Below are 26280 nucleotides of genomic sequence, written 5' to 3' on the forward strand. Positions count from 1 at the left end.
GGCTCAGCCGTCGATCGGCACGCGGCGGACCTCGCCGTCGACGGCGTCGGCGGCCTCGATCTCGTCCCGGGTGACACCGAGCACGAACAGCACCGCGTCGAGGTAGGGATGAGAGAGGGCCGCGTCGGCGACCTCGCGCAGGGCCGGCTTGGCGTTGAACGCGACACCCAGGCCGGCCGCGGAGAGCATGTCGATGTCATTGGCGCCGTCGCCGACCGCCACCGTCTCCTCCACCGGCACCCCGAAGGCGGCGGCGAACTCGCGCAGCGCCCGGGCCTTGCCGGGTCGGTCGACGACCTCGCCGACGACGCGACCGGTCAGCACACCGTCGACCACCTCAAGGGTGTTGGCGCGCACGAAGTCCAGCTCGAGGTCCTGCGCCAGCGGCTCGATGACGGCGGTGAAGCCACCGGAGACCACGCCGCAGCGGTACCCCAGGCGCTTGAGCGTGCGGATCGTGGTGCGGGCGCCGGGCGTGAGCTGCAGGCCCGCGGCGACCTCGTCGATGACCGACGCGGGCAGCCCCGCGAGGTTGCGCACCCGGGCGTGCAGCGACTGCTCGAAGTCGAGCTCGCCGCGCATGGCGGCCTCGGTGACGGCCGCGACCTCGGCCTCCTTGCCGGCGCGGGCGGCCAGCATCTCGATGACCTCGCCCTGCACCAGGGTGGAGTCGACATCGAAGCAGATCAGCCGCTTGGACCTGCGGGCGATGCCCGCGCGCGAGGTGGCGATGTCGACGCCCTGCTCCCTCGCGACGGCGGCCAGGGACGCGCGGAAGGCGGTCTCGTCGGCACCGTCGGGAACGGTCACCAGTAGCTCGAGGGCGGTGACGGGGTAGTCGGCGACGCCCGCGATCGACTCGATGTTGACCTCGCCGGCGGCGAGCGCGGTCGCCACGGCGGAGAGCGCCCGCGCGCTGACCGGCGCGCCCATCAGGACGACGGCGTGCGTCGGCACGGGCGGACGCGGCGGCTGCTCGCCGGTGATCTCGACGGCCACGTCCATCCCGACGGTGGCCATCGCCTGCTCGACGAGCTCCTGCACGTGCTCGGGGTCGCCGTGGACCGCGGCGAGCACGCCGAGCGTGAGCCGCCCCCGGATGACGGTCTGCTCGACATCGAGGACGCTGACCTCGCCGCGCGCCAGGACACCGAACAGGACCGAGCTGACGCCGGGCTTGTCGCCGCCGGTCACGGTGATGAGGATCGTGGGGTCCGAAATCGCATCGTGCACGCTGAAATCGTAGTGGCACCAGGTACAACGACGAACGGCGCCTCCCGCGGAGGGAGACGCCGTTCGTGGAGGAGCAGAGGACTAGTGGCCCTTGCCGGGACCCGAGTGGGCCTCGGCGCGCATCCGCTCGACCATGTGCGGGTAGTGCAGCTCGAACGCCGGTCGCTCCGAACGGATCCGGGGCAGCTCGGTGAAGTTGTGCCGCGGCGGCGGGCAGCTGGTGGCCCACTCGAGGCTGTTGCCGAAGCCCCACGGATCGTCGACCGTGACGACCTCGCCGTAGCGGTAGCTGGTGAAGACGTTCCACACGAAGGGCAGCGTCGAGGCGCCCAGGATGAACGCGCCGACCGTCGAGATCTGGTTCAGCGTGGTGAAACCGTCCGTGTCGAGGTAGTCCGCGTAACGACGCGGCATGCCCTCGGCACCCAGCCAGTGCTGCACCAGGAAGGTCATGTGGAAGCCGATGAAGGTGAGCCAGAAGTGCCAACGGGCGAGGCGCTCGTTCAGTAGGCGCCCGGTGGCCTTGGGGAACCAGAAGTAGATGCCCGCGAACGCCGCGAAGACGATGGTGCCGAACAGCGTGTAGTGGAAGTGCGCGACCACGAAGTAGGTGTCGGAGACGTGGAAGTCGAGCGGCGGCGAGGCGAGGAGAACGCCGGTGAGGCCACCGAACAGGAAGGTCACGATGAAGCCGATCGAGAACAGCATCGGCGACTCGAAGGTTATGTGACCTCTCCACAAGGTGAGGACCCAGTTGAAGAACTTCACGCCCGTGGGCACCGCGATCAGGAAGGTCATGAAGCTGAAGAAGGGCAGCAGCACCGCGCCGGTGGCGTACATGTGGTGCGCCCACACCGCGACGGACAGCGCCGCGATGGCCAGCGTGGCCAGGACGAGGCCGCTGTAGCCGAAGATCGGCTTGCGGCTGAACACCGGGAAGATCTCCGAGACGATGCCGAAGAAGGGCAGCGCGATGATGTACACCTCGGGGTGCCCGAAGAACCAGAACAGGTGCTGCCAGAGGATGACGCCACCGTTGGCCGGGTCGTAGATGTGCGCACCGAACTGGCGGTCGACCTCGAGGCCCATGAGCGCTGCGGTCAGCAGCGGGAAGACCAGCAGGATCAGCAGCGAGGTCACCAGGATGTTCCAGGTGAAGATCGGCATGCGGAACATCGTCATGCCGGGGGCGCGCATGCAGATCACCGTGGTGACCATGTTGACGGCGCCGAGAATGGTGCCGAGACCACCCACGCCGAGGCCCATGATCCACAGGTCGGCGCCGGCGCCGGGCGAGTGCAGCGCGTCCGTCAGCGGGGTGTACGCGGTCCAGCCGAAGTCAGCGGCGCCGCCGGGGGTGATGAAGCCGGCGATCACCATCATCGCGCCGAACACGAACAGCCAGTAGCCGAACGCGTTGAGGCGCGGGAACGCGACATCGGGCGCGCCGATCTGCAGCGGCAGCACGAAGTTGGCGAAGCCGATGACGATCGGGGTCGCGTACAGCAGCAGCATCACGGTGCCGTGCATGGTGAACAGCTGGTTGAACTGCTCGGTGGACAGGAACTGCAGGCCCGGGTTCGCGAGCTCGGCTCGCATCAGCAGCGCCATCAGGCCGCCGATGAGGAAGAACGCGAAACACGTGACGATGTACATGATGCCCAGCGTCTTGTGATCGGTCGTCGTCACCAGCTTGTAGATGAACGAACCCTTGGGCCCGGTCCGCTGCGGGTACGGACGCGCGGCGGTCACCTCGACTACCGGACGATGCGCTTGCGCGGTCACAAATCCTCCTGCCCTGTGGCCCACCGGATCCGCGGCTGTCGGAACCGGCACTGGCCTCTTCATTCAGGTCTATCGGGCGGTGTTCGCTCACGGCGGACGCCTCCCTCGTGAGGTAAGAGTAGCCCCTCTCCCCCACCCGTGTCCTGGGGGTCCTACTCTGCGTCGTACTCGCGTCGCCGAACCGGCCGCAGGAGCCGCGACTGCTACCGTTGCGCTCGGCCGGAACGACAGTGAGGACGGTTGCCGTGAACAGGGTCGGTACAACCAGAGCGGGTGCCGCGATGGCGCTCGCCGTCGTCGCCGGCACCGTTCTGTCCGCGTGCGGCGGGCAGGAGCCGATCCAGCAGCCCTTCGCCTCGATCGCCACCACCACGACGCGCCTGGCCTCCGCCAACATCATCGGCCTCGATCGCAAGCCCGACCAGGCGTGCGCGGCACCCGTCGCGGGCACCGCGGCGCCCGCGAGCATCGCCGTCGCCGACCCCGACCTCCTCGACGGGCTGTGCGCGCTCGGCCTCCAGGGCCGGGTCACGGCGGTCGGGGGCGCGGCACCGTCGTACCTGGGGCCGGTCCTCGGCCGGGTGCCCCGTCTGGCCGACGGTGTCCGGGCCGACCTGGCTGTCGGCACCGACCGGTCCGCGGACGCGAACCGGCGTGCGGGCCGGACGGTGATCGTGCCGGCACCGTCGGCGGACTGGCGCCGCAGCTTCCTGGCCCTGGCCGACGCCGTGCGCATGCCGGCCGAGGCGCGGGCGATCATCGACCGTTACCAGCGCGATGCGGCCGACGCGTCGACGAAGATCGACGCCGTGCACAACACGGTCTCCCTGGTGCGCTTCACGGCGGACGGCAGGTCCCTGGCCGAGGGCACCGCGCCGCTGGCCGCACAGGTCCTCGCCGACCTGAAGGTTGTCCGCCCGGAGCCGCAGCGCAAACCGGAGCCGGTCGAGATGTCCGCGGGCGACTACTCCGCAGCGGAGGGCGACCTGGTGTACGTCGGCTACGAGGGCGACAAGGGTCGCGATCACGGCATGGCGGTGATGACCTCGGACGCGTGGAAGAAGCTGCGCGTGGTGACCGCGAAGCGGCAGCTCCTGGTCGAGGACTCCTCGTGGTTCTCCGCGGGCGGCCCCGTCGCCGCCGGGATCGTGCTGCACGACGTGAGCAACACGATCAAGGCCTCGTCCTAGCTCCTCGCACCCCCTTCAGCACACCCCTCTCCCCGTGACGCGCCTCACATCCGCCGGGTAAAACCGCTGGCCCGAAGCTCGGTGTACAAGTGTTCACGGATTCCTGCCCGAAGACCCTTCATTCATGCTTGTCGGAAGTGATAGCCTGAAGGCGATTCAATCTCATGCGCGGCCCCTACCAGCAGAGATGCCTGTGGGATTTCCCACAGGATGCTGAGAACGATCCACGGTACGAGTCGCAACGAGGATGCCAGGAAAGGATCCATCATGGCCCTGCTGAACATGCCCCGGGTGACGCACATGGCGCGGATGCGCGGTCGCTCGTTCCCCGGTCAGGCCGAGTACGAGCAGACCCTCAACGATCTGTCGGTCGCCTCGGTGAATCGGAACTTCGATCCCTACATCGACATCGACTGGGACTCCCCCGAGCTCGCGATCGTCCCGGACGATCCGCGCTGGGTGTGCAACCCGCGGTTCGATCCGATCGGCCGCCACCCGTGGTACCAGGCGCAGCCGCTGGCCAAGCAGATCGAGATCGGGATGTGGCGGCAGGCCAACGTCGCCAAGGTCGGCCTGCAGTTCGAGTCGATCCTGATCCGCGGCATCATGCAGTACACGGCCGTCCAGCCGAACAACTCCCCGGAGTTCCGCTACGCCACGCACGAGGCGAAGGAGGAGTGCCAGCACACGCTGATGTTCCAGGAGTTCGTCAACCGCGTGGGCATGGACGTTCCGGGCGGTGCCTGGTGGTTCCGCCGGCTCTCGCCCATCATCCCGCTGGCGGCCACCACCTTCCCGAACATCTTCTACATGGGCGTGCTCGCCGGCGAGGAGCCGATCGACCACCTGCAGAAGCAGTTCCTGCGCTCCGCGGACACCCAGCACCCCGCGATGACCTCGGTCATGCAGATCCACGTGGCCGAGGAGGCCCGTCACATCTCCTTCGCGCACCAGCTGCTCGAGCACAAGATCCCCACCCGTGGCCCGATCCCCCGCTTCCTGCTCTCGCTCGCCATGCCGCTCGTCATGCGCATCCTCCTCGGCGCGATCATGGTCCCGCCGAAGCAGTTCTGGGACACCTTCGACATCCCGCGGTCGGTGAAGAAGGACATCTTCTGGCGGTCGCCCGAATCCAAGGCCATGCGCCAGGAGATCTTCGGCGATGTCCGGCTGCTGGCGGAGCGCACCGACCTGATGAACCCGGTCTCCCGCGTCCTGTGGCGCGTGCTCGGCATCCACGGCCGGACCTCGCGGTTCCGCAGCGAGCCGTCCTACACCGCGCAGTAGTCTCCCCACCACCCCGATATCCGGCTCGGCGGTCACCCGCCGAGCCGGACCCGTATCCCGGCCCGGATGCGGGACCCCCGCTCCGAGGAGATACCCAGTGCCTCACGTCATCACCCAGTCCTGCTGCAGCGACGCCTCGTGCACCTTCGCATGCCCCGTCAACTGCATCCACCCGACTCCCGACGAGCCGGGCTTCGCGACCGCCGAGATGCTGTACGTCGACCCCACGACCTGCGTCGACTGCGGCGCCTGCGTGACGGCGTGCCCCGTCGACGCCATCGGCCCGGCGCACCGGCTGCCGGAGGAGCACAAGGTCTACATCGAGCTGAACCGGTCGCTCGCGGCCGCCGACCCGGCAAACTCCCGCCTCGGCGGCCCGAACCCGCAGGACCGCAGCCGGCCGCCCATGGCGCACACCGTGCCGCCGAAGGTGCTGCCGATCCCGGCGGGCACGGTGATCAGCGTGGGCGTGATCGGGAGCGGCCCCGCGGCGATGTACGCCGCGGACGAGCTGCTCCGCTACCCGGGCGTCACCGTCGACGTCTACGAGAAGCTGTCCACGCCCTACGGCCTGGCCCGGTTCGGCGTCGCGCCGGACCACACCCGCACCCGCAAGGTCTCCGGCCTGTTCGACAAGGTCGCGGCCGACCCGAACTTCCAGATCCACCTCAATACCGAGGTCGGCACCGATGTCTCCCTCGAGGAGCTGCGGCGACGGCACGACGCGATCGTCGTCGCCGTGGGCGCCAGCACCGACAAGAAGCTGGGCATCGCGGGCGAGGACCTGCCGAACGTGCGCAGCGCGACCGACTTCGTGGCCTGGTACAACGGCCACCCCGAGCACCAGGGCGACCCGGTCGACCTGACGCACGACCGGATCGTCGTCATCGGCAACGGCAATGTGGCGCTGGACGCGGCCCGGATCCTCACGGCCGACCCCGAGGAGCTCGAGGGCACCACCATCTCCCCCGCCGCCCTTGCGGCGCTGCGCACGTCGAAGGTCGAGGAGGTCGTGATCGTCGCCCGCCGCGGGCCCGAGCACGCCGCCTTCACCCTGCCCGAGGCACTGGGGCTCGCCGACGAGCGGACCGTCATCGTCCACCCGGACCCCGATGTGGCCGAGACCCTCGTCGCGGGCAGCGACTCGGAACTCGTGGCGCACAAGCTGGAGCTGCTCGAGTCGCTGCCGACCCAGTCCGACGCCCCGCGCCGCATCCGCCTGCGCTTCCTCACCACACCCGAGTCCATCGAGGCGACCGACGACGGGCTGGTGCTGCACGCCGAGCACACCGTCACCGGCGCGGCGATCGACCTGCCCGTCGGCATGGTGTTCACCTCGGTCGGCTACCGGGGCGTGCCCGTGCCGGGCCTGCCCTTCGACGACCGTCGCGCGGTGCTGCCGAACGAGGCCGGTCGCGTTCTGGGCGACGACGGTGCGCCGCTCCCCGGCGTGTACGTCACGGGCTGGATCAAGCGCGGCCCCAACGGCTTCATCGGCACCAACAAGACCGACTCGCAGGAGACGGTGGAGAAGTTCGCCGAGGACGTGGTGTCGGGCGTCGTGACCGGCCGGCCGGCCGGGAAGCGCAAGCGCCCACTGGGCCGGTTCCTGGGCGCGTAACCTCGCGGTCGTGGCGTCCTCGGGGAACGGCGAGCCGATCGAAGTGACCGTCGGCGACCGGGTGGTGCGCGTGTCCAGCCCGGATCGCGTCTACTTCCCGGAGATCGGCGCGACGAAGCTCGACGTCGTCCGGTACTACGAGTCCGTGGGGCCCGGCATCGTCCGGGCGCTGCGGGGTCGGCCGACGATGCTGCACCGCTACCCCAAGGGCGTCGACGGGCCGAAGGTCCACCAGAAGCGGATCCCCGCCGGCGCTCCCGACTGGCTCGAGACCGTGGAGATCTACTTCCCCCGGTTCGGCCGCACCGCCGACGAGGTGGTCGTGACCGAGCTGGGATCGGTGATCTGGGCCGCGCAGATGTCGACGGTCGAGTTCCACCCCTGGAACTGCCGCGCAGGCGATCTCGAGCATCCCGACGAATGGCGCATCGACCTCGACCCGATGCCCGACTGCTCCTGGTCCCGCGTGCAGCGGGTCGCGGGGGTCGTGCGCGAGGTGCTGGACGAGTTGGGCATCCGCGGCTTCCCCAAGACCTCCGGCGGGTCCGGCCTGCACGTGTACGTGCGGATCGAGCCCCGCTGGAGCTTCTCGGAGGTCCGACGGTGCGCCCTCGCCTTCGCCCGGGAGGTGGAGCGCCGCGCACCGGCGGACGTCACGACGGTGTGGTGGCGCAAGGACCGCGACCCGGCCGCGGTGTTCCTGGACTACAACCAGAACGCCCGCGACCACACCATCGCGTGCGCGTACTCGTTGCGCGGCACCCCGATCGCCACCGCCTCCGCCCCGATCACCTGGGACGAGATCCCGGACGTGCACCCCGACGATTTCACCATCAAGACCCTCCCCACCCGGTTCGCCGACCTCGGCGATCTGCATGCCGAGATCGACGACGTCGCCCACTCCCTCGAGACGCTCGTCGACTGGGCCGACCGCGACGACCTCCCCGAATAGCGCTGAACGCCCGAGGGGCACGTCCACAGGAGGATCATGAGCTACGACCTGTTCGCTCTTCCGCAGCACAGCGCCGCCGACGCGGACGCCGCGCTCACCGAGATGCGTCGAGCAGACGCGTCCGCACCGGCGACGGCTCCCGCCCGGAATGTCACTGCGCTGATCGATCTTGTCGACAGCAATCGTTCGCGGCTCGGCGTGGTGCACGAGTCCCCCGAACCGCACGGCATCGGTGCGTACTTCACGGCGTCGTGGTCCGACGTGGAGGCCAGCCGTGCGGCGCTGATCCCTGCCGCGGCGACGCTCGGTTTCGATGTGTACGACCCGCAGGAGCACCTCCTGATCCACACCGCCGACGCGAAGTGCGTCGAGGTCACCCACGGCAGCCTCGGGGTGTTCCCCCTGCTCAGTAGGACGCTGTCCACGGCCTTGGTCACGCGACTGGCCGAGCCCGACCCGTTCCTGATCGTTTCCCGCGACACCGATGTGTACGTGCAGACTTTGATCCGGGACGGACACTGCACCATCGAGTACCGCGACGGGTCGGCGGACCGGCACTTCGCCGCCGTCGCGCCGCCCGACGAGGTGTCCGGCCTGCTCTGGGCGTGGACGCAGTCCGGTCCCTCAGCACTCCGCCACCTTGAATGGTCGAAGGTGGAATTCTGAGCATCGGTCGGCGTGCCTCGTCAGCGATCTGAACCTGGCCCACCATCCGGCCATCATTCGACATAGATCAGAACAAATACATTAAAGTACATCGCGTGAAGCTTTCTCCCTCACCTAGCTCAGCCAGGTGTTACGAGTGGTCGCAGAGACCCGCGGCACAGCGTCCGGCAAAGTCGTTGCGGCGGCGCTCGAGATCGGACAGCTCCTATCCCAGGCCGCCGTCGCCATCGGCGTAGAGGGATGGCAGTGACCAGGATGCGGCGGACGCCGCGCGTGTATTGGACTGTCGTCCTGCTGATCCCGGCGGTGATACTGGCGGCGCTGTACCTCGGCATCCGGTGGTTCGTGAGCGGCATGTTCGATGTCGGGCCGCCGCACACGATCAGTGAGCTGCAGGCCCGGCAGGAACTCGAGTACAGGAGGATCCACATCCCCTCGAGCTTCCGCCTCGATTCGATGACCGTCTACCCGGTATTCGCCGGTCGATCGTCCTATCGCGGAACCTTCTCCGCCCCGGCTGACCGCTTCGATGACTACCGGCAGATCGTCGCACGGGCGCCGGGAATGATCGACCCCAGTCCGCCGGGCTGCGTGCCATCAGCAGCGCCGTGCCCTACGAACACCCTCGTCATCGAGTACCCGCCCGGCAGCACTGGGCTCGACACCACCACGTTGCGGACCTCACGCACGTCCGAGTCCGCGTCGATCGCCGTCGACGCCCAGGGGCACTGACTCAGCCGCCGCGGCGATGCCGGCGCCGCGCCCGCTCCTCCCGCCACTGGCGTGGTTACCTGCGGTTTCGACGTCGGAATCCCGACGTGTCGCCACCGAAACCGCTAGGAACCGCCGAGGAAGTCGAGGAGCCCGCGGACCGGATCGAGCACCGTGGAGATGTTCGCCGCGATGACCACCCCGGTGGCGACGGCCGCCGCTCCCGTCGCCGCCGCCCACCGTCGACGCCCGTGCCGCCACGCCCGCACGGCGAAGGCGAGCAGGACGACGATCGCCGTTCCGGCGAGCGCGGCGAGAACCGCGTGGTACCACGCGAAGTCACGGACGATCACGCTGACCGGGCCCGACGGTGCGCCGCCCAGTTCCGTCCGCATCCGCGCGAGCGCACGGGCGAGTTCGCCGTCGCGCTCCCGCGCCGGGTCGATCAGCGACAACGCCGACGACAGCGGCGCCAACGTACCCTGAATGTTCGCGAGGAGCAGGACGGCCGGAATCAACGCCAGCGCATGGTGTCCGCGATGCACCGCCACCGCCACCAACAGGCCGGCGAACACGGCCTTGACGGCGTGGTAGCGCGACCAGTCGTCGACGAGCGCCTGCAGACCGGCCGGGAGCCGCTCGGAATCGCCCAGCAGGTACGACGAGAACTCCATGGCCGCACGGGATTCGAAGCCCGACCCGAAGAACAGCGGTGGGACCGCGAAGAACGCGAACGCCAGCAGAGCGACCGCGAGCAGCCACCACAGGTCCGCCCGCGTAGGCCGCGACACCGTCATCGCCGTTCCACGTGGCCCGTCAGAAGTCCCAGTCCTCGTCCTCGGTGTTGACGGCCTTGCCGATCACGTAGGACGAGCCGGAACCGGAGAAGAAGTCGTGGTTCTCGTCGGCGTTGGGTGACAGGGCGGACAGGATCGCCGGATTCACGTCGGTGGCGTCCTTGGGGAACAGCGCCTCGTAGCCCAGGTTCATCAGGGCCTTGTTGGCGTTGTAGCGCAAGAACTTCTTGACGTCCTCCGTGAGCCCGACCTCGTCGTACAGCGACTCGGTGTAGTCCTCCTCGTTGGAGTACAGCTCCATGAGCAGGTCGAAGGTGTAGTCCTTGAGCTCCTCGCGACGCGCGGGGCTCTGCGTCTCCAGGCCGCGCTGGTACTTGTAGCCGATGTAGTACCCGTGCACGGCCTCGTCGCGGATGATCAGGCGGATCATGTCGGCCGTGTTGGTGAGCTTGGCCCGCGAGGACCAGTACATCGGCAGGTAGAAGCCGCTGTAGAACAGGAAGGACTCGAGCAGCGTGGAGGCGACCTTGCGCTTGAGCGGATCGTCGCCGCGGTAGTAGTCCATGACGATCCGCGCCTTGGCCTGCAGGTGCTCGTTCTCCTCCGACCAGCGGAAGGCGTCGTCGATCTCGCGCGTGCTGCACAGCGTGGAGAAGATGGAGCTGTAGCTCTTGGCGTGCACCGACTCCATGAACGCGATGTTGGTGTACACCGCCTCCTCGTGCGGGGTGATCGCGTCGGGGATCAGCGACACGGCGCCGACGGTGCCCTGGATCGTGTCCAGCAGCGTGAGGCCGGTGAAAACCCGCATGGTGAGCTGCTTCTCGTGCTCGGTGAGCGTGCCCCACGACGGGATGTCGTTGCTGACCGGCACCTTCTCCGGCAGCCAGAAATTGCCGGTCAGCCGGTCCCAGACCTCGGCGTCCTTGTCGTCCTGCACCCGGTTCCAGTTGATCGCCGAGACCCGGCTGACCAGCTTGAGCGGGGCTCCGTCGGCGGGGCTGTGAGCGGCGGTTTCAGACATGACACCTCGGATGTATCGGAGCTGGATTTCGACCTTCATGACACTACCCCTTGGGGCCGTCAAGTCCGGTCAACGCAAGACCTAGTGCCATCGCACCAGTTCGGCGTGTCGGCCTCGCCGGGGTCCGGTACCGCACCGAGATCCGCTTCGCAGACGACGGCGCCGGCACCCTCGTCACGATGACCTTCGGCGGCGAGCCGACTACGACGATCAGCCGCGTCGTGCGGTGGATTTTGGCCGCTCAGCGGGCACTATCCACCGCGCTGCGTCTGTCAGATGATCACGACGTCGAGCAGGCCGTCGAGCACGGCCGGGTCGCCCTCGAGGTCAACGGTGCCGGGCTCGGTCCGCCGCCACAGAACGAGGTCCAGATCGGACGCGGTGCCGCGCACTGTCACGTCGGCGCGTACGGGCCCGTCGATCACGTCGATCACGTCGATCCCGTCGCCGCGCAGGCGCAGCGTCCACCGGTCGCGGGTGTCGGTCGCCTCGATCGCGACGACCTTGCCGACCAGCGCCTCGGGCAGGCCCGTCCTCCCGACGATGCGCGGGATCTGCATCTGCGTGAGCTCCGTGATGCCGTCGGCGGCCGTCCACGCCGGGAGCGGCTCGGCACCGTGGGGCAGGGAGTTCTGCAGGTCCCACCGATGAATGGACACCTCCTGCGCCATCCGGCGCATCCAGAACGACGCGGTGGTGCGGCCGACGAAGGCGCGGGCCGGCGCTTCGGGCTCGTGCCGGCGCAGTTCCTCGAGCAGGGCGGCGTTGACGCCGGTGTACCACTGCAGGACGGCGTCGCCGTCGGGCACGTCGGAGACGTCCGGGATGAACCGCTCCTTCGATTCCGGGCCGGCCTGGAGGAACTGCGTGGCCCACCGGTGCGCGCCGCCGGTGTGGACGATGCCGTCGCGCACCGTCCACCCGGGGCAGCTGGGGACGGGTCGCGCGAGGTGGCCGGGATCGATCGCCGCGATGCGGGCACCATCGGCCGCGATGGAGTCGAGCCAGAGCTGAGCAGTCATACCCCGATATTACGAATTCAAGACAGACCCGCGAGGCGATACAGCACGAGTGACCCCGCGACCGCGACGTTGAGGCTCGCACCCCGCCCGATCATCGGGATCTCGACGGCCTCGTCGAGGAGGTGGAGGGTATCGCTCGGAATGCCGGAGAACTCGTGGCCCAACACGATGACCGTGCGCCCCCTGGCCGGCGGGAGATCACCCAGTCGCGTGGCACCCTCGGCGAGCTCCACCCCGATGATGTGCGAGCCGCTCTCGCGCTGCTTGGCGAGCCAGTTCTGCGGATTGCCCACTCGGTGGATGCAGCTCGGCCCCGGCAAAGTGTTGCCCTTGCGCAGAGCTCCCTTCACCCAATCGTGCGACGGAACCGCCATGCACGCGCCGACCGCGTCGCAGGTACGCAGGAGCGTCCCGAGATTGGCACCGTGCTGCGCCCAGAGCGGGGCGACGATGAGGTGATCCCAACAGGAGTGGCCCTGGCGCCGCCGAGTACGGCGCAGTTCCGAGCGGGACTTGACCCGCAACTCGGCCATCAGACGGTGTGAGGCGCGGAGCCCCTTCCATGGTTCGTCATAGCCCCAGGCTACGTGACCTGCACCGCGTCCAGCAATGCCGTGGCGACGCCGTCGTCGCCGAGAACGTCGAGGTCGGCGAGCGGTACCCGCCGCCACAGCGCGAGGTACAGATCCGACGTGGCGCCCCGCAGCGCGACATCCCCCTTCGCGTGGCCGCGCGCGACCGCCACCGACTCCCGTTCGAGACTCAGCGTCCACTCCGCCCGCTCTCGGTCGGTGCCGTGCAGGTGGACGGTCCGCCCGACGAGCTCGTCGGGCAGGCCCGGCCCGCGGGAGAGGAACCGTCCGGCGAAGACCTCGGCCCATTCCTCGATCCCGTCTCCGGCGAGGAGGGATTCGACGGGCAGCGCTGCGTTCCAGGCGTTCTCCGCGTCCCAGCGGTGCACGGCGGTCTCGTGCGCCTGACGGCGCATCCAGAAACCGACGGTGGCGCGGCCGGTGAACGCACGAGCCGGCGCATCCGCATCGTGCCGGCCCAGCTCTGCCACTAGGCCGTCGAGGCGGTCGCGGTACCAGACGATCACGGCCGCCCCCGCGGGCGCGTCGTCCTCGATCGGGGCGAACCGGTTTGTCGAATCCGGGCCCTCGGCGAGGAAGGTCGCGGCCCAGCGGTGGACTCCGCCGAGATGCACGATGAGGTCGCGCACGGTCCACCCGGGACAGCTCGGAACGGCCAGATCGAGACTCTCCGGTGGCGTTGCGGCGATGGCATCACCGTCACGCCGCAATGCCGACAACCAGTCGTTCGGGCCCGTCATGGCCGCGACGATACCGCGCACCGTGCATGCTGTAGCGGTGACCGAACTGCCGATGTTCCCGCTCGGCGCCGTGCTGCTGCCCGGTGAGGAGCTGCCGCTCCGCGTCTTCGAGCCCCGCTACCGCCGGATGATCGAACACTGCCTGGCCACCGACGGCCGGTTCGGCGTCGTCCTCATCGAACGCGGCAGCGAGGTCGGCGGCGGCGATGTCCGCACGGACCTGGGCACCGTCGCCGTCATCGACCGGTACGTCCGGAAGATGGGCGGGGAGTTCACCCTGGTCTGCCGCGGTACGGACCGCGTGCGGGTCGCGCAGTGGCTGCCCGACGATCCCTACCCGCGCGCCGAGGCGGAACCGTGGCCGGACGAGGTACAGCCCGCCGTCGACCTGATCCCCCTCCTCGCCAAGCGCGACGAGATCGAGCGGCTCGCAGCGGGACTCGCCCGCGCGGAGGGGGTGCGCCCCCGGCGCTGGCCGAAGCTGAAGCTGCCCGAGAACCCCGTTGAGCGGAGCTACTACCTGGCCCGCGCCCTGCCGCTCGCCGACGCCGACCGCCACCGCGCGCTCGCCGCGCCCGGCCCCGCCGACCGGGTCCGCGTGCTCACCGAGGCGCTGGACGACGTGATCGCGTCCCTGCGCTTCCGCCTGCAGTAGGGCCGATCGCCCCGACCCGGCCCCCGCGCTCCCGCCACAGCTCGAACGGCACCGAGTAACACGCACCGCGAGTACTCCGCTCGGCACCTGAGGCGCTCCCGATCTCTTGCTATGGTTTTCCCCCTCGTCCATACTCGGCCCATGACCGGCGAGACGCGCACCGCCGGCGGCGTGACTGCGCCGCCGGTGCGGATGGTGGCCGAGGTGATGCTGCGCCGGCCGACACTCCACTCCTCCGACATCACAGTGGGTGCCGCCCGCGCCGCGCTGGCGGCGAGCCCGAAGTTCCACCTCCTGCTGCTCGTCCGCGACGGCGTCCTGGTCGGGACGCTCGACGCCGGGGATCTCGCCGCGCCCGCGGACGAGGCCGCCCCCGCCACCACCCTCGCCTCGCTCGAGGGGCGCACCGTCGGCCCGGCCGTGCCGGCGGACCCGTTGCGACAGGACATGCGCACCACGGGGATCCGCCGCCTCGCGGTGGTCGACGAGGACCTGCGCCTCCTCGGCCTCCTCTGCCTCAAGGCGAGCGGGACCGGGTTCTGCACCGACGACGGTGTCGACGACAGGCGCCGCGCCGCCGCGGCGACCACGCGGAGCTGAGGTCCGCCGCGAGCTGCTGGTCCACCGCTGCTGGTTCTCGATCGGTCCTCGACTGTGATTGCCATCACTCCCGCTCAGCAATAGGCTTCTGCCATGCAGAAAAGGCCTGCGGAGATGATCCGGCGCCCCGAATACGCGCCGCGATCGGTGGACAACGCCCTGCGCCTGTTGCAGATCCTGCGGGATACGGGCGCTCTGCGGATCACCGACGCCGCGAGGGAGATCGGCGTGGCACCGTCGACGGCGCACCGGCTCCTGGCGGCCCTGGTGTACCGGGGTTTCGCCGTGCAGGACGAGGCCCATCTGTACCGGCCCGGCCCGGCGATCGGGGCGCGCCCCGCCGAGCACGGCCGCTACCGCGCCTTCGTCGAACTGTGCCGACCACACATCGAGCGCCTGTGCGCGACCGTGGGCGAGACGGTGAACCTGATCGTGCTCGTCGGCGACGAGGCGCGGTTCCTGTGGACCGTGGAGGCGAGCGCGCTGCTGCGGATCGGCGACAGGCAGGGGCAGGTGCTGCCCGCGGAGATCACCGCGGGCGGACAGATCCTCCTCGCCGACCTCCCCGACGACGAACTCGCGCGCCGGTACGAGGCCTCCGACGTGGACCTCGAGGGCCTGCGCAAGGAGCTCGCGGCGGCTCGGCGGGTGGGCTTCGCTCTCAACGTCGAACGCACCGAGCGCGGCGTCTCGGCGATCGCGATGGCCGTCCGTGACGCCACGGGGACGGCCATCGCCTCGGTCGCCGTCGCCATGCCGTCGGTCCGGTACCGGGCGCGGATGCGAGCGGACGTACTGGCCCGCGCCCGCGAGGCGGTCCAGGCGATCGAGGCTCAGGTGGCGCACGGCACGACGCCGCTCGAACTCCCGGATTCCGGCTAGCAGAATCTTCTGCCCGCACCCGACCGCGCGCCCCTACGCTCGGAGACAGGACGACCGACCAGGAGGAGCACCCGATGACCACCTCAGCAGAACCAGAACTGGACCGGTTGTACACCGACTTCGCCACCGAGAACCTCAGGCCGCTCTGGCTCGAGATCGGCGACCTGATGCCCGAGACGCCCCGGTCGAAGGCCTTGCCGCACGTGTGGCGGTGGTCCACGCTCAACCCGCTCGCCGAGCGGGCGGGACAGCTGGTTCCCGTGGGCCGCGGCGGCGAGCGGCGCGCCATCGCCCTGGCCAATCCCGGGCTCAACGGTCGCCCGTTCGCGACCCCCACGCTGTGGGCGGCGATCCAATACCTCAACGGGCGCGAGAACGCCCCGGTGCATCGGCACTCCCAGAACGCCTTCCGGTTCGTCATCGAGGGCAGCGGCGTATGGACCGTGGTGGGCCAGGATCCGGTCGCGATGCGCCGCGGTGACTTCCTGCCCCAGCCCGGATGGAACTGGCACTCACACATCAACATCAGCGATCAGCCGATGTCCTGGATCGACGGGCTCGACATCCCGTACCAGTACGCCGTGGACGCCACCTTCTTCGAGTTCGGCCCGGAGACATCCGGTGTCAGCGACACGCCGGATCTCTCCCGGTCCGAGCGGCTGTGGGCGCACCCCGGGCTCGCGCCCCTGCGCGAGATCGGCCCCACCCCCAAGACCCCGCTGCTGGCCTACCGCTTCGAGCACACCGATGCCGCGCTACGCGAGCAGCTCGCGCTCGAGGACGAGGGGCGCACCGCCACCGTCGAACCCGGTCACGCCGCGGTGCGCTACGTGAACCCCACGAACGGCGGCGACGTGATGCCCACCATCCGTGCGGAGTTCCACCGGTTGCGCCGCGGCGCCGCCACGGCACCGCGCCGCGACGCGGGATCCTCGGTGTACCAGGTCTTCGACGGTGCGGGCGAGGTCGTCCTCGACGGCGTCGCGCATCCCCTGGCGATCGGTGATCTCGTCGCGATCCCCTCGTGGGTACCGTGGTCCTTCCGTACCGACGACGGCATGGACCTGTTCTCCTACTCCGACGCCCCCATCATCGAACGCCTGCACCTGGGCGTGCCCACCACTCAAGGAGCCTGACCGATGCGCCTCGCAACCCTCCGCCGCCCCGGATCGACCGTCGCCGTCCGCGTGGACGACGATCACGCCGTCGTGATCGACGGCTTCCGCGACCTCTCCGCGCTCCTGGCCGAACCGGAATGGCGGACGGTCGCGGCCGGCGCCGACGGGGAGCGGATCCCGCTCGACGGCGCGGACTACGCGCCGGTGGTCCCCCGCCCCGGGAAGATCGTGTGCGTGGGTCTCAACTACGCCACGCACATCCAGGAGATGGGCCGCGAGCTGCCGGAGTACCCGACCCTGTTCGCGAAGTTCGCCGATGCCCTCACCGGGCCCTACGACGATGTCGTGGTGCCCTCCTACGCAGCGGCGCAACTGGATTGGGAGGCGGAGCTGGCGGTGATCATGGGCCGCGACGCCTACCAGGTGTCGCGGGCGGACGCGGACGACTACATCGCCGGATACTCCGTGATCAACGACTACACCATGCGGGACTACCAGTACCGCACCCCGCAGTGGGATCAGGGCAAGACCTTCCAGGCGACCAGCGGCTTCGGTCCGGTGCTCGACACCGAGTACGCACTGGGAACCCCCATCGAGACCCGCCTGAGCGGCGAGGTCATGCAGTCGTCGAACACCGCCGATCTGGTGTTCACCCCGGATCACCTGGTGGAGTACATCTCCCACATCGTGACACTGCGCGCCGGCGACGTGATCATCACCGGCACCACCGGCGGTGTCGGCCATGCCCGCAAGCCCGCCCGCTACATCCAGGACGGCGAGACCGTCGAGGTCACCATCGGCGGTCTCGGCACGGTCCGCAACACCACGCACGTCCGATGAGCGGTCCGCACGTCACCACCTTCCGCGACCTTCCCCGCACGGAACGGCTGCGTCTCACGGCGCAGGGCACGACGCACTTCGAGGACGCCCTGGCCGAGCTGACCGACGACGAGCTCCGTGCCCCGTCGCTGCTACCCGGCTGGAGCCGCCGCCATCTCGTCGGGCACGTCGGCCACAACGGCGCAGCCCTGTTGCGCCTTCTGGATTGGGCCGAAACCGGCATCCCCACACCGATGTACGCCTCTCCGGAGCAGCGAAACGCCGAGATCGAGGAGAGCGCCGACTGGGAGCCGCACCGGCTCCGCTCTCTCGTCACCGATACCGCCGATCGACTCGATCGGCGGTGGCGCGGGTTGGAACCACGCGCGTGGGCCGCGGAGGTGACCACGGCGCAGGGGCGCACCGTTCCCGCTGAGGAGACGCTGTGGATGCGCGCCCGCGAGGTGTGGGTGCACGCCGTGGACCTCGGCTCCGGCTCGGGCTTCTCCGACATCCCGGAGCCGGTGCTCACGGGTCTGCTGGCCGATATCACCGGTAAGTGGCGCACGACGGGCACGCCCGTCGATCTCGTCCTCGAGGTCGACGGTGCGACCCCCGTGACCGTCGAGAGCGGCACGGAGGGTGCGCCGGTCACGGTCGCCGGGCCGCTGCACGCGATCGTGCGGTGGGCCGCAGGACGCGGCGCCGACGGGCTGCGAGCGGGCGGCGACACCGCCCCGCCGCGCTGGCTCTGAACGCTACCTGACGGCGTCTTCGCTGTTGATCGAGATCCGGTGCAGCGCCGCGGGATCAGTGAGCAACAGCCCTTCCGGGGAGCGGGCGATCACACCGCGCTCGCGCAGGTCCCGCAGCGTCCGGGCGACCACCTCGCGGACCGAGCCGATCGAGTCCGCGATCTCCTGCTGCTCCTGCACCACCACGAGCTCCCCCGCCCGCCGGACCGCCAGATCCAGGAGATGGCCGGCCACCCGCTGACGGACCGTGCCGAACACGGTGGCCGACATCATGTCGATCACGTCGGTCGTGACGGCACCGACGAACATCGCCAGCTGCCAACCGATCTCGGCCTCCGTGCGGGCCAGCCGCCGCAGCCTGTCGACATTGACGAACAGGACCTCGGCCTCCGTCACCGCCTCCACGGTGACCCGCTGCGATGCGGTGACGACGGAGACCGCGCCGACGCAGTCCGCCGTGCGCGCGTACCGGATGGTCGCCCGGCGGCCCTCCGGCGACGTGGTCACCACCCGCACCAGGCCCGAGACGATCAGCACCAACCGCGGATGATCGTCGTGCCGGTAGATGGTGTGCCCGGTGGGTACCGTCATCGGCAGCGCGGTCTCCAGCAGCTCGTCCTGAGCGTGTGCGGGCAGGGCCCCGAGGAAGCTCTCCGCCCACGCGGTGTTGCGGGCGTCCATCTCCGCGATCCGTCGCTGCGCGCGTGGCGGCTCCTGCGGCATGGCCACCCCTTCCGTTCAGTGCTCCGCGGTCAGGTGCTCCGAACCCCACGCTAGCCGCTCACCGGCTCCCTGTTCACCGACCGCCGAGACCGATCTCCCGCGGGGTGCCGACGAGCAGCTCCGCCCCGCCGTCGCGCACGACCATGAAGTCGGAGAGCATGCAGCCGATGTCGGGCTTCCACGACGGATCGTGCAGGTCCACGTTGTTGCCGAAGGTCATGCCCTCCTCCAGCACCAGGTCGCCGATGCCATGTCCGTTGAGCGCGTTCCCGCCGAACCCGGGCCGGTAGATCACCGACGGGAACTCGGGCGAGGCCAGGCCCATCGCGTGGAAGCCGAGCTCCACGAAGTCCATGCCGGCACGTTCCGCGGGGCGTCTCGTCGCCTCCCACGCCTCGCGAATCGTGACGCCGGGGCGGAACGACTCGCGCGTCGCGTCGAGGCACTCGAGCGAGACCTCCCAGATGTCCTGCAGCCGCTGCGGCACCTTATCGCCGAGGTAGACGGTGTACTCGGTGTGCACCAGGTAGCCGCCGTACTTGGTGTGCCACTCGGTCACGATCAGATCGCCTTCGGCGAGCGGCCTCATGGTGGGGATCATCGGCTGATCGCTGCCGTGCAGCAGGTGCCAGAGCTCGTCTCGCGGGTGCTCCAACGGACCGGAGGCGAAGAGGTTGAAGATGTTCGGTTCGGCACCGTTGGAGATCTGCGTGTGCACCATGTCGGCGTACACCTGCGCCTCGGTGACACCCGGGCGGGCGTTCGCCACCATCACGTCCAGCACCTTGCGGCTGATCTGCGCACCGCGGCGCATCATGCCGATCTCCTCCTCGCTCTTGACCATCCGCATGTGCTGGAGGACGTCGCTGAAGTCGACGAGGTCGGCGGTCGGCAGGGCGGACCGGAGGCCGGTGATCTCCCCCTCGAACAGAGTGGGCGTGGTCTGGATGGTGGAGCTGAACGCCACGACGCCGATGCGGCTGCGCTCGAGCCCGCGGTCCCGCAGCTCCGCAGCCAGTTCCGGTACGCCGTGCGAGATCCGGATGTCGCTCACCCAGTCCTGCAGGGCCTCCTGCATGTGGAACGGCCGGCTCATGTGCGGCACCGCGTTGTAGAGCACCGGGTCCTGGTCCAGGAAGAACAGGGCGTGGGTCCCCATCTTCGCCGCCGTGCCGGTGACGTAGCGGATGTTCGCGTTACCCATGTCCCAGTAGACATCGTTGCCGAGCATGACCAGGGCGTCGACGCCGCGCATCAGCATCCGCTTGCGCAGCTCGTCCCAGCGTCGGTCCCGTTCGGCGAGCGAGAGTCTCGGGTAGTGATCCTCGGGTACCCGGTGCGGCCGAGCGCCCCGCGGAACCTTGAACGGCGGATACGGCGGCAGCAGCCCCAGTCCGCGCACCGCCGGCCCGATGTTCTCGTTGATGCCGGTGATCTCGTCGTAATCCTCGTGTCCAGCAGCGCTCATGATGTGGTCCTCCGGTCAGATTCCGTTGTAGATCCAGGCGAAGCTCTGGCGGGCGGCTTCCGGCGGCCACCCCTGCAGCATCTGCGCGCGCACCGCCCGCGCGACGCCCTTGGCGTGGTAGATCTCGCCGTACAGCCGGGAGAACAGGGTCACTCGCGCGGTACGCACGATCCGGCGGTCCTCGTACTCCCGCAGTGCGGTGGGCACGTCCGCGGTCTCCTGCAGCCGGTCGGCGAGCGTCCACGCGTCCTCGATGGCCATGCCGGCTCCCTGCGCGAGGTACTGCAGAGTCGCGTGCGCGGAGTCGCCGAGCAGGGTCACCCGGCCTTCGGTCCAGCGCTCGACGGGCTCGCGGTCGCGCTGCACCCACATCCGCCATTCCTCGATCTTGCCCAGCAGCTGCTCGACCTCCGGGCTGACGCCCTCGAAGTGCTTGTGCATCTCCTCGGTGTCGCCGAAGACATCGGCGCCCGCAGTGAACTTCTGGCTGTGGAAGATCGCGCCCATGTTGAACAGCTCGCCGTTCTTACGCATCGGGTAGTGCGCGAGGTGCAGGTCGGGTCCGCCGTAGAGCACCACGGAGTTCGACCGCAGGTGCTCGGGCACCTCGTCCATCGGCAACACCGCCCGATAGGCGACGTGGCCGGTGATCCGGGGCTCTCCGTCGTCGAGCAGCTGCGTGCGCACCGTCGACCAGACACCGTCGGCGCCCACCAGGGCGCTGCCCTCGATCACCCTGCCGTCCTCGGTGTGCACCCGAACGCCGCCGGGGTCCTGCTCGAAATCAACGATCTTGCAGTTGTTCTCGAGCTGGACCAGATCGCTGTCGCGGCAGGCGTCGGTGAGCACCTTGTGCATGTCCGCACGGTGGATCGTGGCGTAGGGGTATCCGAACTGGTCGCGGAACGCCTTGTCCAGGGGCATCCGGGTCACCTCGGACGAGTCCAGGGCGTCCCGCAGGATGAGGTTCTCCGGGTAGTAGGCGATCTCGTCGATCCGGTCCAGCACCCCGAGCCGGTCGAACATGCGCATCACGTTGGGCCCCACCTGGAGTCCCGCCCCGACCTCGCCGAACTCGGCCACCTTGTCCATCAGGTGCGATGCCCTGCCGGTGTTGGCCAGCGCCAGCGCCGTGGCCATCCCACCGATGCCGCCGCCCACGATCAATACGGGCTTGTCAGTCGTGCTCATGTGCGCTCTCCCTGTTCTGGTACGGCTAGCTGTGGGCGGTGACGGCGATGTCGGACCAGGCGGCCCGCATGCCCTGTCCTCGGATCGAGGCGCCGGGGGCGTCGTGGGTGGGGCGAAGAGTGAAGATCCCCATTCCGACCACGAATCCCTCGGGGATCGCGATCGCGTGGGCGTCGAAGAGTCGCACCCCGTCGACCTCCCAGGTGGCCGATCCGGCGGACCGGTCCAGGGTGATCGCGCAGCGGTGCACCACATCGGATCCGGTCTCGATCCCCGCCAGCGGGGCATCCACCACCCGCGTGAACGGGCCCTCGCCCATCGGCAGCTTCTCGTGGATCGCCAACACCTGATCCCCCGTCGCGCCGATGTCGAAGACCAGTCCCGTCGCGAGGTCCAGGACCACCAGCGCGGCGAAGCCATCGCGGTAGTCGCCGGACGCGCCGATTCCGGCTGCGCTCAGGCCCGCCGAGACGGTGATCGTGCCCGTCTCCGGGACCTCGAACCGCTGCTGGGTGAGCGCGACGAACTTGCAGTTGTCGATGGGCTGCACCGGGTGGGTCAGCGCGAACCTGTCCACGGAGACGCGGCACGCGCCGCCGCCCACCTCGACGCGTGCGTCGGGCTCCCGGCACACCCACGGCGGAGCCCCCTCACCCATCGGGTACTCGAGGAAGTGCCACGCGGCGTCGAGGTCGGGACCGCCGAGGGTGTCCGACAGACTGGTCACCGAGTCCGCGCCGGCCGCGGCGCTCATCAGGCGCCGCCCCGGGTCGCGGTACTGACGCCGAACTCGCCGGTCTCCATCAGCTGGGCGACGGCCCCGCCCGCCTCGGTGAGCCGGAAAGTGCCCACGCTCTCGAGCAGCCAGGCGAGGTAGCCCTCGGGCACCTCCTCCGGCGGACCCCAGTGCCCCACCGACTTCGGCACCCAGGCCAGCTGCGCCGGCGAGTCGAGCTCGCCGTAGGCGCCCGGCCCGCGGAAGTAGAAGATCAGCTCGTCGAAGTCGGCGTTGTAGTGCATCGGCGGGCGTGCACCGGTGCGGGAGCTGAGGGTGTAGAACAGCAGGTCGCGGTCGGTGGTCTCCGCGAAGGAGTCGGGCGGGCCGCCGTGCGGCTCATAGGTGAGCGGCTGGATCGACGCCAGATTCAGCTTCCACACCGGGGGCACGCCGCCGAGCACGGCCACGAGCGGCATCGGGTCGCGCGGCAGGGTGAACGTGGTCACCCCGTCGAACGCCTTGACCCGCAGGGTCACCGGGCCCTCCAGGTCGGAGACCTTCGTGGTGTCCGGACGGGAGACGTCCCGCGCGAGGTTGATCATCCCGAACGGGGCGGGCGGCTTGAGCAGGACCTGCGCCGGGGTCGAGACGATGATCCGGAGCCCGCCCGGGGCCGCGGGTACCACCCGATAGGTCACCGCTCGCGGGAGCGCCACGAAGTCCCCGGGCCCGGCGGTCAGGGTGCCGAAGTCCGTGACGTAGTCGAACTCGCCCTCCTGCACGAAATGCATCTCGTCCTGTTCGGCGTTGCGGAACAGGTGCGGCATCGGGGCGCCGAGTCGCGAGATCGCGAGCTCCGCGCCGTTCACGCTGCGGCCGATCACGGTCGGCGGCGCGGCGGGGTCGGTGGCGTCGGCCGCTGTGACGGCGGGGAGGTCCAGGCGCTGCGGGACGTGGGGGCCGGTGACCGCGGTGTACTCCACGATCGGGTACGGCCTGCCGGTGACGCAGATATCGCCGTTGAAACCGTCACGGCTCCACAGGTGCGGGGTGAAGGGCGGCGGCCCTCCGGCGCTCGGGGCGGTGCTCGGATCGGCCATGATGCACTCCTTTTTCGGCGGCGTCTTATCGGGTTGCGATGTCAGGGAAGGCCACGGGGGCCAGGAAGTCGACCGCCATCTGTGCGGCGGAATCGGAGCCGGGCGGCTCGCAGATGTCGTAGTGGCCGATCTGCAGGCTCAGCAGTCGCTTCGGTTCTCCCGCATGGGCGTACAACGATTCGCTCTCGCTGAACGGGATGACGCCGTCGACGGCGGAGCCGATGATCAGCAGCGGCCGCGGCGCGATCGCGCCGGCCACCAGCTCGGGCCGGTACTCCATGATCCGTTCCACGGACTCCACGGAGAAGGTCAGCTCGGGGCGTTCCCCCACGTCGGACGCGGACCGGGCCTTCGCAGCGCGGGACTCGTCGTTGTCGAGCATCAGGTCCGGGGAGATCTGCGCCGAACGTCCTGTGCGCACCCGCTCCGCGCGGTCGCGCTCCACCTCGTCGGTCAGGCGCGCCAATGCCTCCGGCGAGAGCGTCGAGCGCAGCACCCGACCCCAGTCGCCGAACGCCACCTGGGTGGCCACGGCCTTGACCCGCTGGTCCACGGCAGCAGCACAGATCACATTGGCGCCACCGAAGCTGGTGCCCCACAGTACGATCCGATCCGGATCCACGTCGGACCGGCTCTCCAGGAAGGTGATGGCGTTGCGCACGTCCTCCACCTGCCCCTGGGGCAGCACGCTTCCGCGTTCCCCGCCGGACTCGCCCAGTCCGCGGTGATCGAAGACGACGGCGGTGTACCCGGCCGCGGCGAAGAACTCGCCGAACCGCGGGACGATCCACTCCTTGATGCCTCGCATGCCGTTACACACGACCACGCCGGGGCGACGCTCGTCAGCGGGCGCGTCCTGCGGCGTGTAGACCACGGCCGCGATCTTGATTCCGCCGCTGTAGAACTCGGCTCGCTCGGCGCGGACTCCGGCGCGCGCCACGGCGATCGGCTGCTGCTCCGTCACGGCCGATCACACCCTCGCGGCCAGGGCGCGCACCCGCTCCAGGGACCGCTCGACTGTCGCCGCGGCCTCCGGATCGATGACCTGCCCGAAGACCTTGACCGACTCACGCTCCTCGATCCCGACGAATCGGAGCCAGTCGTCGAAGTACGGGGTCAGGAAGTCGGTGCCGAACGCGGGCGGCAGGCCGTCGCCGTACACGCCGCAGGTGTAGACCACCACGGCGCTGCGGCCCTGCAGCAGGCCGCTGTACCCGGTGGCGGGATCGAACCCGAACGACCAACCGGGCTGCGTGATCAGGTCGATCCAGTGCTTGAGCACGTAGGGCAGGCCGTGGTTCCACATCGGGATGTTGAACAGGTAGGCGTCCGCGGCGGCGACCCGGTCGAAGACCTCCCGCGCCGCGGCCCACGCCTGCCGCTGCTCCGGGGTCTGCTCCTGGCCGAAGAAGGTCGCCATCTTAGCGCCGGCGGCGTGCACACCGAAATCGGGCAGATCGGCGTCGAACAGGTCCCACCTGTCGATCTCCACGTCCGGGTGGTGCCTGCGATACTCGTCGAGGTACTCGGTCGCTACCGAGAGCGACTTGCTGTGCTCGGCGAGCGGTGAGGCGTTGACGTGCAGAAGTCGAGCCATGGCGGACCCTCCTGATCATCCTCGGCAGAACGGCACCGGATGTGCCGCCCTGCGGATCGAGAGAAGCGATGTGAGGTACGTTACGTCGACCTCACAGCAGCCTCAGTGACCAGTGTCGATCATTCCGTGACCAAAGTCACACCCCTGCTACCGGGCCGTTGACGCCTCCTCACCGCGGCGCACGGCTCGGCGCAGGCCCGCGGCGAAGTCGTCCCAGAGCGGTTCGGGTAATTCGTGCCCCATGCCGGGGAAGACGTGCAGCTCGGAGTTCCGCAGCAGCCCGTGCAGGGCGATCGCGGCGCCGGGCCGGATGTAGAAGTCGTCGGTGCCGTGGAAGATCGACGCCGGCGTGTGCAGCGATCGCAGCTGCTCCTGCACGCCCTCACCGAATCCCAGCATCGCGCCGACCTGGCGCGCACCGCCGGCGGGCTCCGGAGCACGATCGAAGGCCTTGCCCGCGAGTTCGCGGGCCCACACCGCGTCGAAGGGGTAACCGGGCGACGCCGAGAACCGCTCCCGGGCCACGGCCGCCTCGATCGCCGCATCCCGATCGGACACGTCCTGCACGGTGAGCGCCTCCTGGCTGGACTCGTGGATGTACTCGGGCGTGATGGCGGGGCTCGTGTAGAAGAACGTGGCCGAACGAACGCGCTCCGGCGCCTGGGCGAGGACGCTCTGTGCGATCAACCCACCCATGGATTGCCCCGCGATGTGGAAGTGCTCGAGCCGCAAGGCATCCGCCACCGCCAGGATATCGCCGGCCATGTCGGCGATGGTGTAGCCGGGGTCGGCGGAGTCCGATGGCCCCAACCGGTCCGAGAGCCCGGTGTCGCGGTTGTCGAGCGCCACGATGCGCAGCCCAGCGGAGACGAACCGCGCGATCAGCTGGGGCCGCCACCCGATGAGCTGAGTGCCGAAACCCTCGACGAGCAGAACCGGCGGGGCGGAATCCTCACCGTAGACCTGATAACAGATGGCGATGCCATTGCTGTCGGCGTGGGGCATATGTCCTCCTCGTCGCGTGGATGGTGAA

The 26280-nt window shown here is 69.6% G+C and carries 27 protein-coding genes; 12 read left to right on the forward strand and 15 right to left on the reverse strand.

Annotated elements, in window-relative coordinates; all coding sequences use genetic code 11:
- Positions 1-3: 3 nt before the first annotated feature.
- Both serB and ctaD read right to left on the reverse strand, forming a co-directional pair.
- Positions 4-1233 (reverse strand): phosphoserine phosphatase SerB, encoded by a 1230-nt coding sequence (gene serB, locus HF999_RS14445; protein ID WP_168546559.1) that lies wholly within the window; start codon positions 1231-1233, stop codon positions 4-6.
- Positions 1234-1314: 81 nt separating this feature from the next.
- Complete coding sequence (ctaD, locus tag HF999_RS14450; RefSeq protein WP_312854148.1) at positions 1315-3018, reverse strand: aa3-type cytochrome oxidase subunit I; 1704 nt, start codon at positions 3016-3018, stop codon at positions 1315-1317.
- A gap of 281 nt (positions 3019-3299) precedes the next feature.
- Here ctaD and HF999_RS14455 point away from each other — a divergent pair, with 281 nt between their 5' ends.
- The 6 genes from HF999_RS14455 (at position 3300) to HF999_RS14480 (ending at position 9466) form a co-directional block, all read left to right on the forward strand.
- Positions 3300-4208, forward strand: coding sequence for a TroA family protein (locus HF999_RS14455; RefSeq protein WP_168546560.1), 909 nt, complete (start codon positions 3300-3302; stop codon positions 4206-4208).
- Between the two features lie 282 nt (positions 4209-4490).
- Positions 4491-5495: an AurF N-oxygenase family protein gene (locus HF999_RS14460; RefSeq protein ID WP_175400053.1), complete on the forward strand. Its 1005-nt coding sequence runs from the start codon at positions 4491-4493 to the stop codon at positions 5493-5495.
- Positions 5496-5592: 97 nt separating this feature from the next.
- Positions 5593-7116 (forward strand): FAD-dependent oxidoreductase, encoded by a 1524-nt coding sequence (locus HF999_RS14465; RefSeq protein ID WP_168546561.1) that lies wholly within the window; start codon positions 5593-5595, stop codon positions 7114-7116.
- Between the two features lie 10 nt (positions 7117-7126).
- Positions 7127-8068 carry a non-homologous end-joining DNA ligase gene (gene ligD, locus HF999_RS14470; RefSeq protein WP_168546562.1) on the forward strand — a complete coding sequence of 314 codons (942 nt, stop codon included), beginning with the start codon at positions 7127-7129 and terminating at the stop codon, positions 8066-8068.
- A gap of 36 nt (positions 8069-8104) precedes the next feature.
- Positions 8105-8734 (forward strand): hypothetical protein, encoded by a 630-nt coding sequence (locus HF999_RS14475; RefSeq protein WP_168546563.1) that lies wholly within the window; start codon positions 8105-8107, stop codon positions 8732-8734.
- A gap of 273 nt (positions 8735-9007) precedes the next feature.
- On the forward strand, positions 9008-9466 hold the full coding sequence (locus HF999_RS14480; protein ID WP_168546564.1) for a hypothetical protein: 459 nt from the start codon (positions 9008-9010) through the stop codon (positions 9464-9466).
- Between the two features lie 104 nt (positions 9467-9570).
- Here HF999_RS14480 and HF999_RS14485 read toward each other — a convergent pair whose 3' ends face one another.
- From HF999_RS14485 to HF999_RS14505, 5 genes are all read right to left on the reverse strand, one after another.
- Positions 9571-10242, reverse strand: coding sequence for a hypothetical protein (locus HF999_RS14485; RefSeq protein ID WP_168546565.1), 672 nt, complete (start codon positions 10240-10242; stop codon positions 9571-9573).
- Between the two features lie 19 nt (positions 10243-10261).
- On the reverse strand, positions 10262-11266 hold the full coding sequence (gene nrdF, locus HF999_RS14490) for a class 1b ribonucleoside-diphosphate reductase subunit beta (RefSeq protein ID WP_168546566.1): 1005 nt from the start codon (positions 11264-11266) through the stop codon (positions 10262-10264).
- 272 nt (positions 11267-11538) lie between these two features.
- The gene (locus HF999_RS14495) at positions 11539-12288 is read right to left on the reverse strand and encodes a maleylpyruvate isomerase family mycothiol-dependent enzyme (protein WP_168546567.1); all 750 of its coding nucleotides are present in this window, start codon (positions 12286-12288) and stop codon (positions 11539-11541) included.
- 17 nt (positions 12289-12305) lie between these two features.
- Positions 12306-12821, reverse strand: coding sequence for a TrmH family RNA methyltransferase (locus HF999_RS14500; RefSeq protein WP_168546568.1), 516 nt, complete (start codon positions 12819-12821; stop codon positions 12306-12308).
- A gap of 50 nt (positions 12822-12871) precedes the next feature.
- Positions 12872-13621 (reverse strand): maleylpyruvate isomerase family mycothiol-dependent enzyme, encoded by a 750-nt coding sequence (locus HF999_RS14505; protein WP_168546569.1) that lies wholly within the window; start codon positions 13619-13621, stop codon positions 12872-12874.
- Between the two features lie 37 nt (positions 13622-13658).
- On the opposite strand from HF999_RS14505, the gene HF999_RS14510 reads away from it, so the two are divergent.
- From HF999_RS14510 to HF999_RS14535, 6 genes are all read left to right on the forward strand, one after another.
- A complete protein-coding gene (locus HF999_RS14510) occupies positions 13659-14276 on the forward strand; it encodes an LON peptidase substrate-binding domain-containing protein (protein WP_168546570.1) in 618 nt (205 codons plus the stop codon).
- Between the two features lie 141 nt (positions 14277-14417).
- Entirely contained in the window at positions 14418-14876 is a 459-nt protein-coding gene (locus HF999_RS14515) for a hypothetical protein (RefSeq protein WP_168546571.1), read from the forward strand.
- Between the two features lie 93 nt (positions 14877-14969).
- On the forward strand, positions 14970-15758 hold the full coding sequence (locus HF999_RS14520) for an IclR family transcriptional regulator (RefSeq protein ID WP_168546572.1): 789 nt from the start codon (positions 14970-14972) through the stop codon (positions 15756-15758).
- Between the two features lie 74 nt (positions 15759-15832).
- The gene (locus tag HF999_RS14525; protein ID WP_168546573.1) at positions 15833-16894 is read left to right on the forward strand and encodes a cupin domain-containing protein; all 1062 of its coding nucleotides are present in this window, start codon (positions 15833-15835) and stop codon (positions 16892-16894) included.
- Between the two features lie 3 nt (positions 16895-16897).
- Complete coding sequence (locus HF999_RS14530) at positions 16898-17716, forward strand: fumarylacetoacetate hydrolase family protein (protein ID WP_168546574.1); 819 nt, start codon at positions 16898-16900, stop codon at positions 17714-17716.
- Positions 17713-18450, forward strand: a complete 738-nt coding sequence (locus HF999_RS14535) for a maleylpyruvate isomerase family mycothiol-dependent enzyme (RefSeq protein WP_168546575.1) — start codon at positions 17713-17715, stop codon at positions 18448-18450. The genes HF999_RS14530 and HF999_RS14535 overlap by 4 nt, the downstream gene beginning before the upstream one ends.
- Before the next feature lie 3 nt (positions 18451-18453).
- Here the strand turns inward: HF999_RS14535 and HF999_RS14540 are convergent, their stop codons facing one another.
- From HF999_RS14540 to HF999_RS14575, 8 genes are all read right to left on the reverse strand, one after another.
- Positions 18454-19173 (reverse strand): Crp/Fnr family transcriptional regulator, encoded by a 720-nt coding sequence (locus tag HF999_RS14540; RefSeq protein WP_168546576.1) that lies wholly within the window; start codon positions 19171-19173, stop codon positions 18454-18456.
- Between the two features lie 73 nt (positions 19174-19246).
- Positions 19247-20641, reverse strand: a complete 1395-nt coding sequence (locus tag HF999_RS14545; RefSeq protein WP_168546577.1) for a M24 family metallopeptidase — start codon at positions 20639-20641, stop codon at positions 19247-19249.
- A gap of 15 nt (positions 20642-20656) precedes the next feature.
- Positions 20657-21832 carry a 3-hydroxybenzoate 6-monooxygenase gene (locus HF999_RS14550; RefSeq protein ID WP_168546578.1) on the reverse strand — a complete coding sequence of 392 codons (1176 nt, stop codon included), beginning with the start codon at positions 21830-21832 and terminating at the stop codon, positions 20657-20659.
- Positions 21833-21857: 25 nt separating this feature from the next.
- Positions 21858-22586: a DUF6081 family protein gene (locus HF999_RS14555; RefSeq protein ID WP_168546579.1), complete on the reverse strand. Its 729-nt coding sequence runs from the start codon at positions 22584-22586 to the stop codon at positions 21858-21860.
- Positions 22586-23650, reverse strand: coding sequence for a homogentisate 1,2-dioxygenase (locus HF999_RS14560; RefSeq protein WP_168546580.1), 1065 nt, complete (start codon positions 23648-23650; stop codon positions 22586-22588). The genes HF999_RS14555 and HF999_RS14560 overlap by 1 nt, the downstream gene beginning before the upstream one ends.
- A gap of 25 nt (positions 23651-23675) precedes the next feature.
- Complete coding sequence (locus tag HF999_RS14565; protein ID WP_168546581.1) at positions 23676-24614, reverse strand: alpha/beta hydrolase; 939 nt, start codon at positions 24612-24614, stop codon at positions 23676-23678.
- Between the two features lie 6 nt (positions 24615-24620).
- Complete coding sequence (locus HF999_RS14570; RefSeq protein WP_168546582.1) at positions 24621-25247, reverse strand: FMN-dependent NADH-azoreductase; 627 nt, start codon at positions 25245-25247, stop codon at positions 24621-24623.
- Positions 25248-25394: 147 nt separating this feature from the next.
- Positions 25395-26252 carry an alpha/beta fold hydrolase gene (locus HF999_RS14575; protein ID WP_168546583.1) on the reverse strand — a complete coding sequence of 286 codons (858 nt, stop codon included), beginning with the start codon at positions 26250-26252 and terminating at the stop codon, positions 25395-25397.
- Positions 26253-26280 lie beyond the last annotated feature (28 nt).

Origin of the sequence: Tsukamurella spumae (genome assembly GCF_012396015.1) — a bacterium.
In the GTDB taxonomy this organism is placed as follows: domain Bacteria; phylum Actinomycetota; class Actinomycetes; order Mycobacteriales; family Mycobacteriaceae; genus Tsukamurella; species Tsukamurella spumae.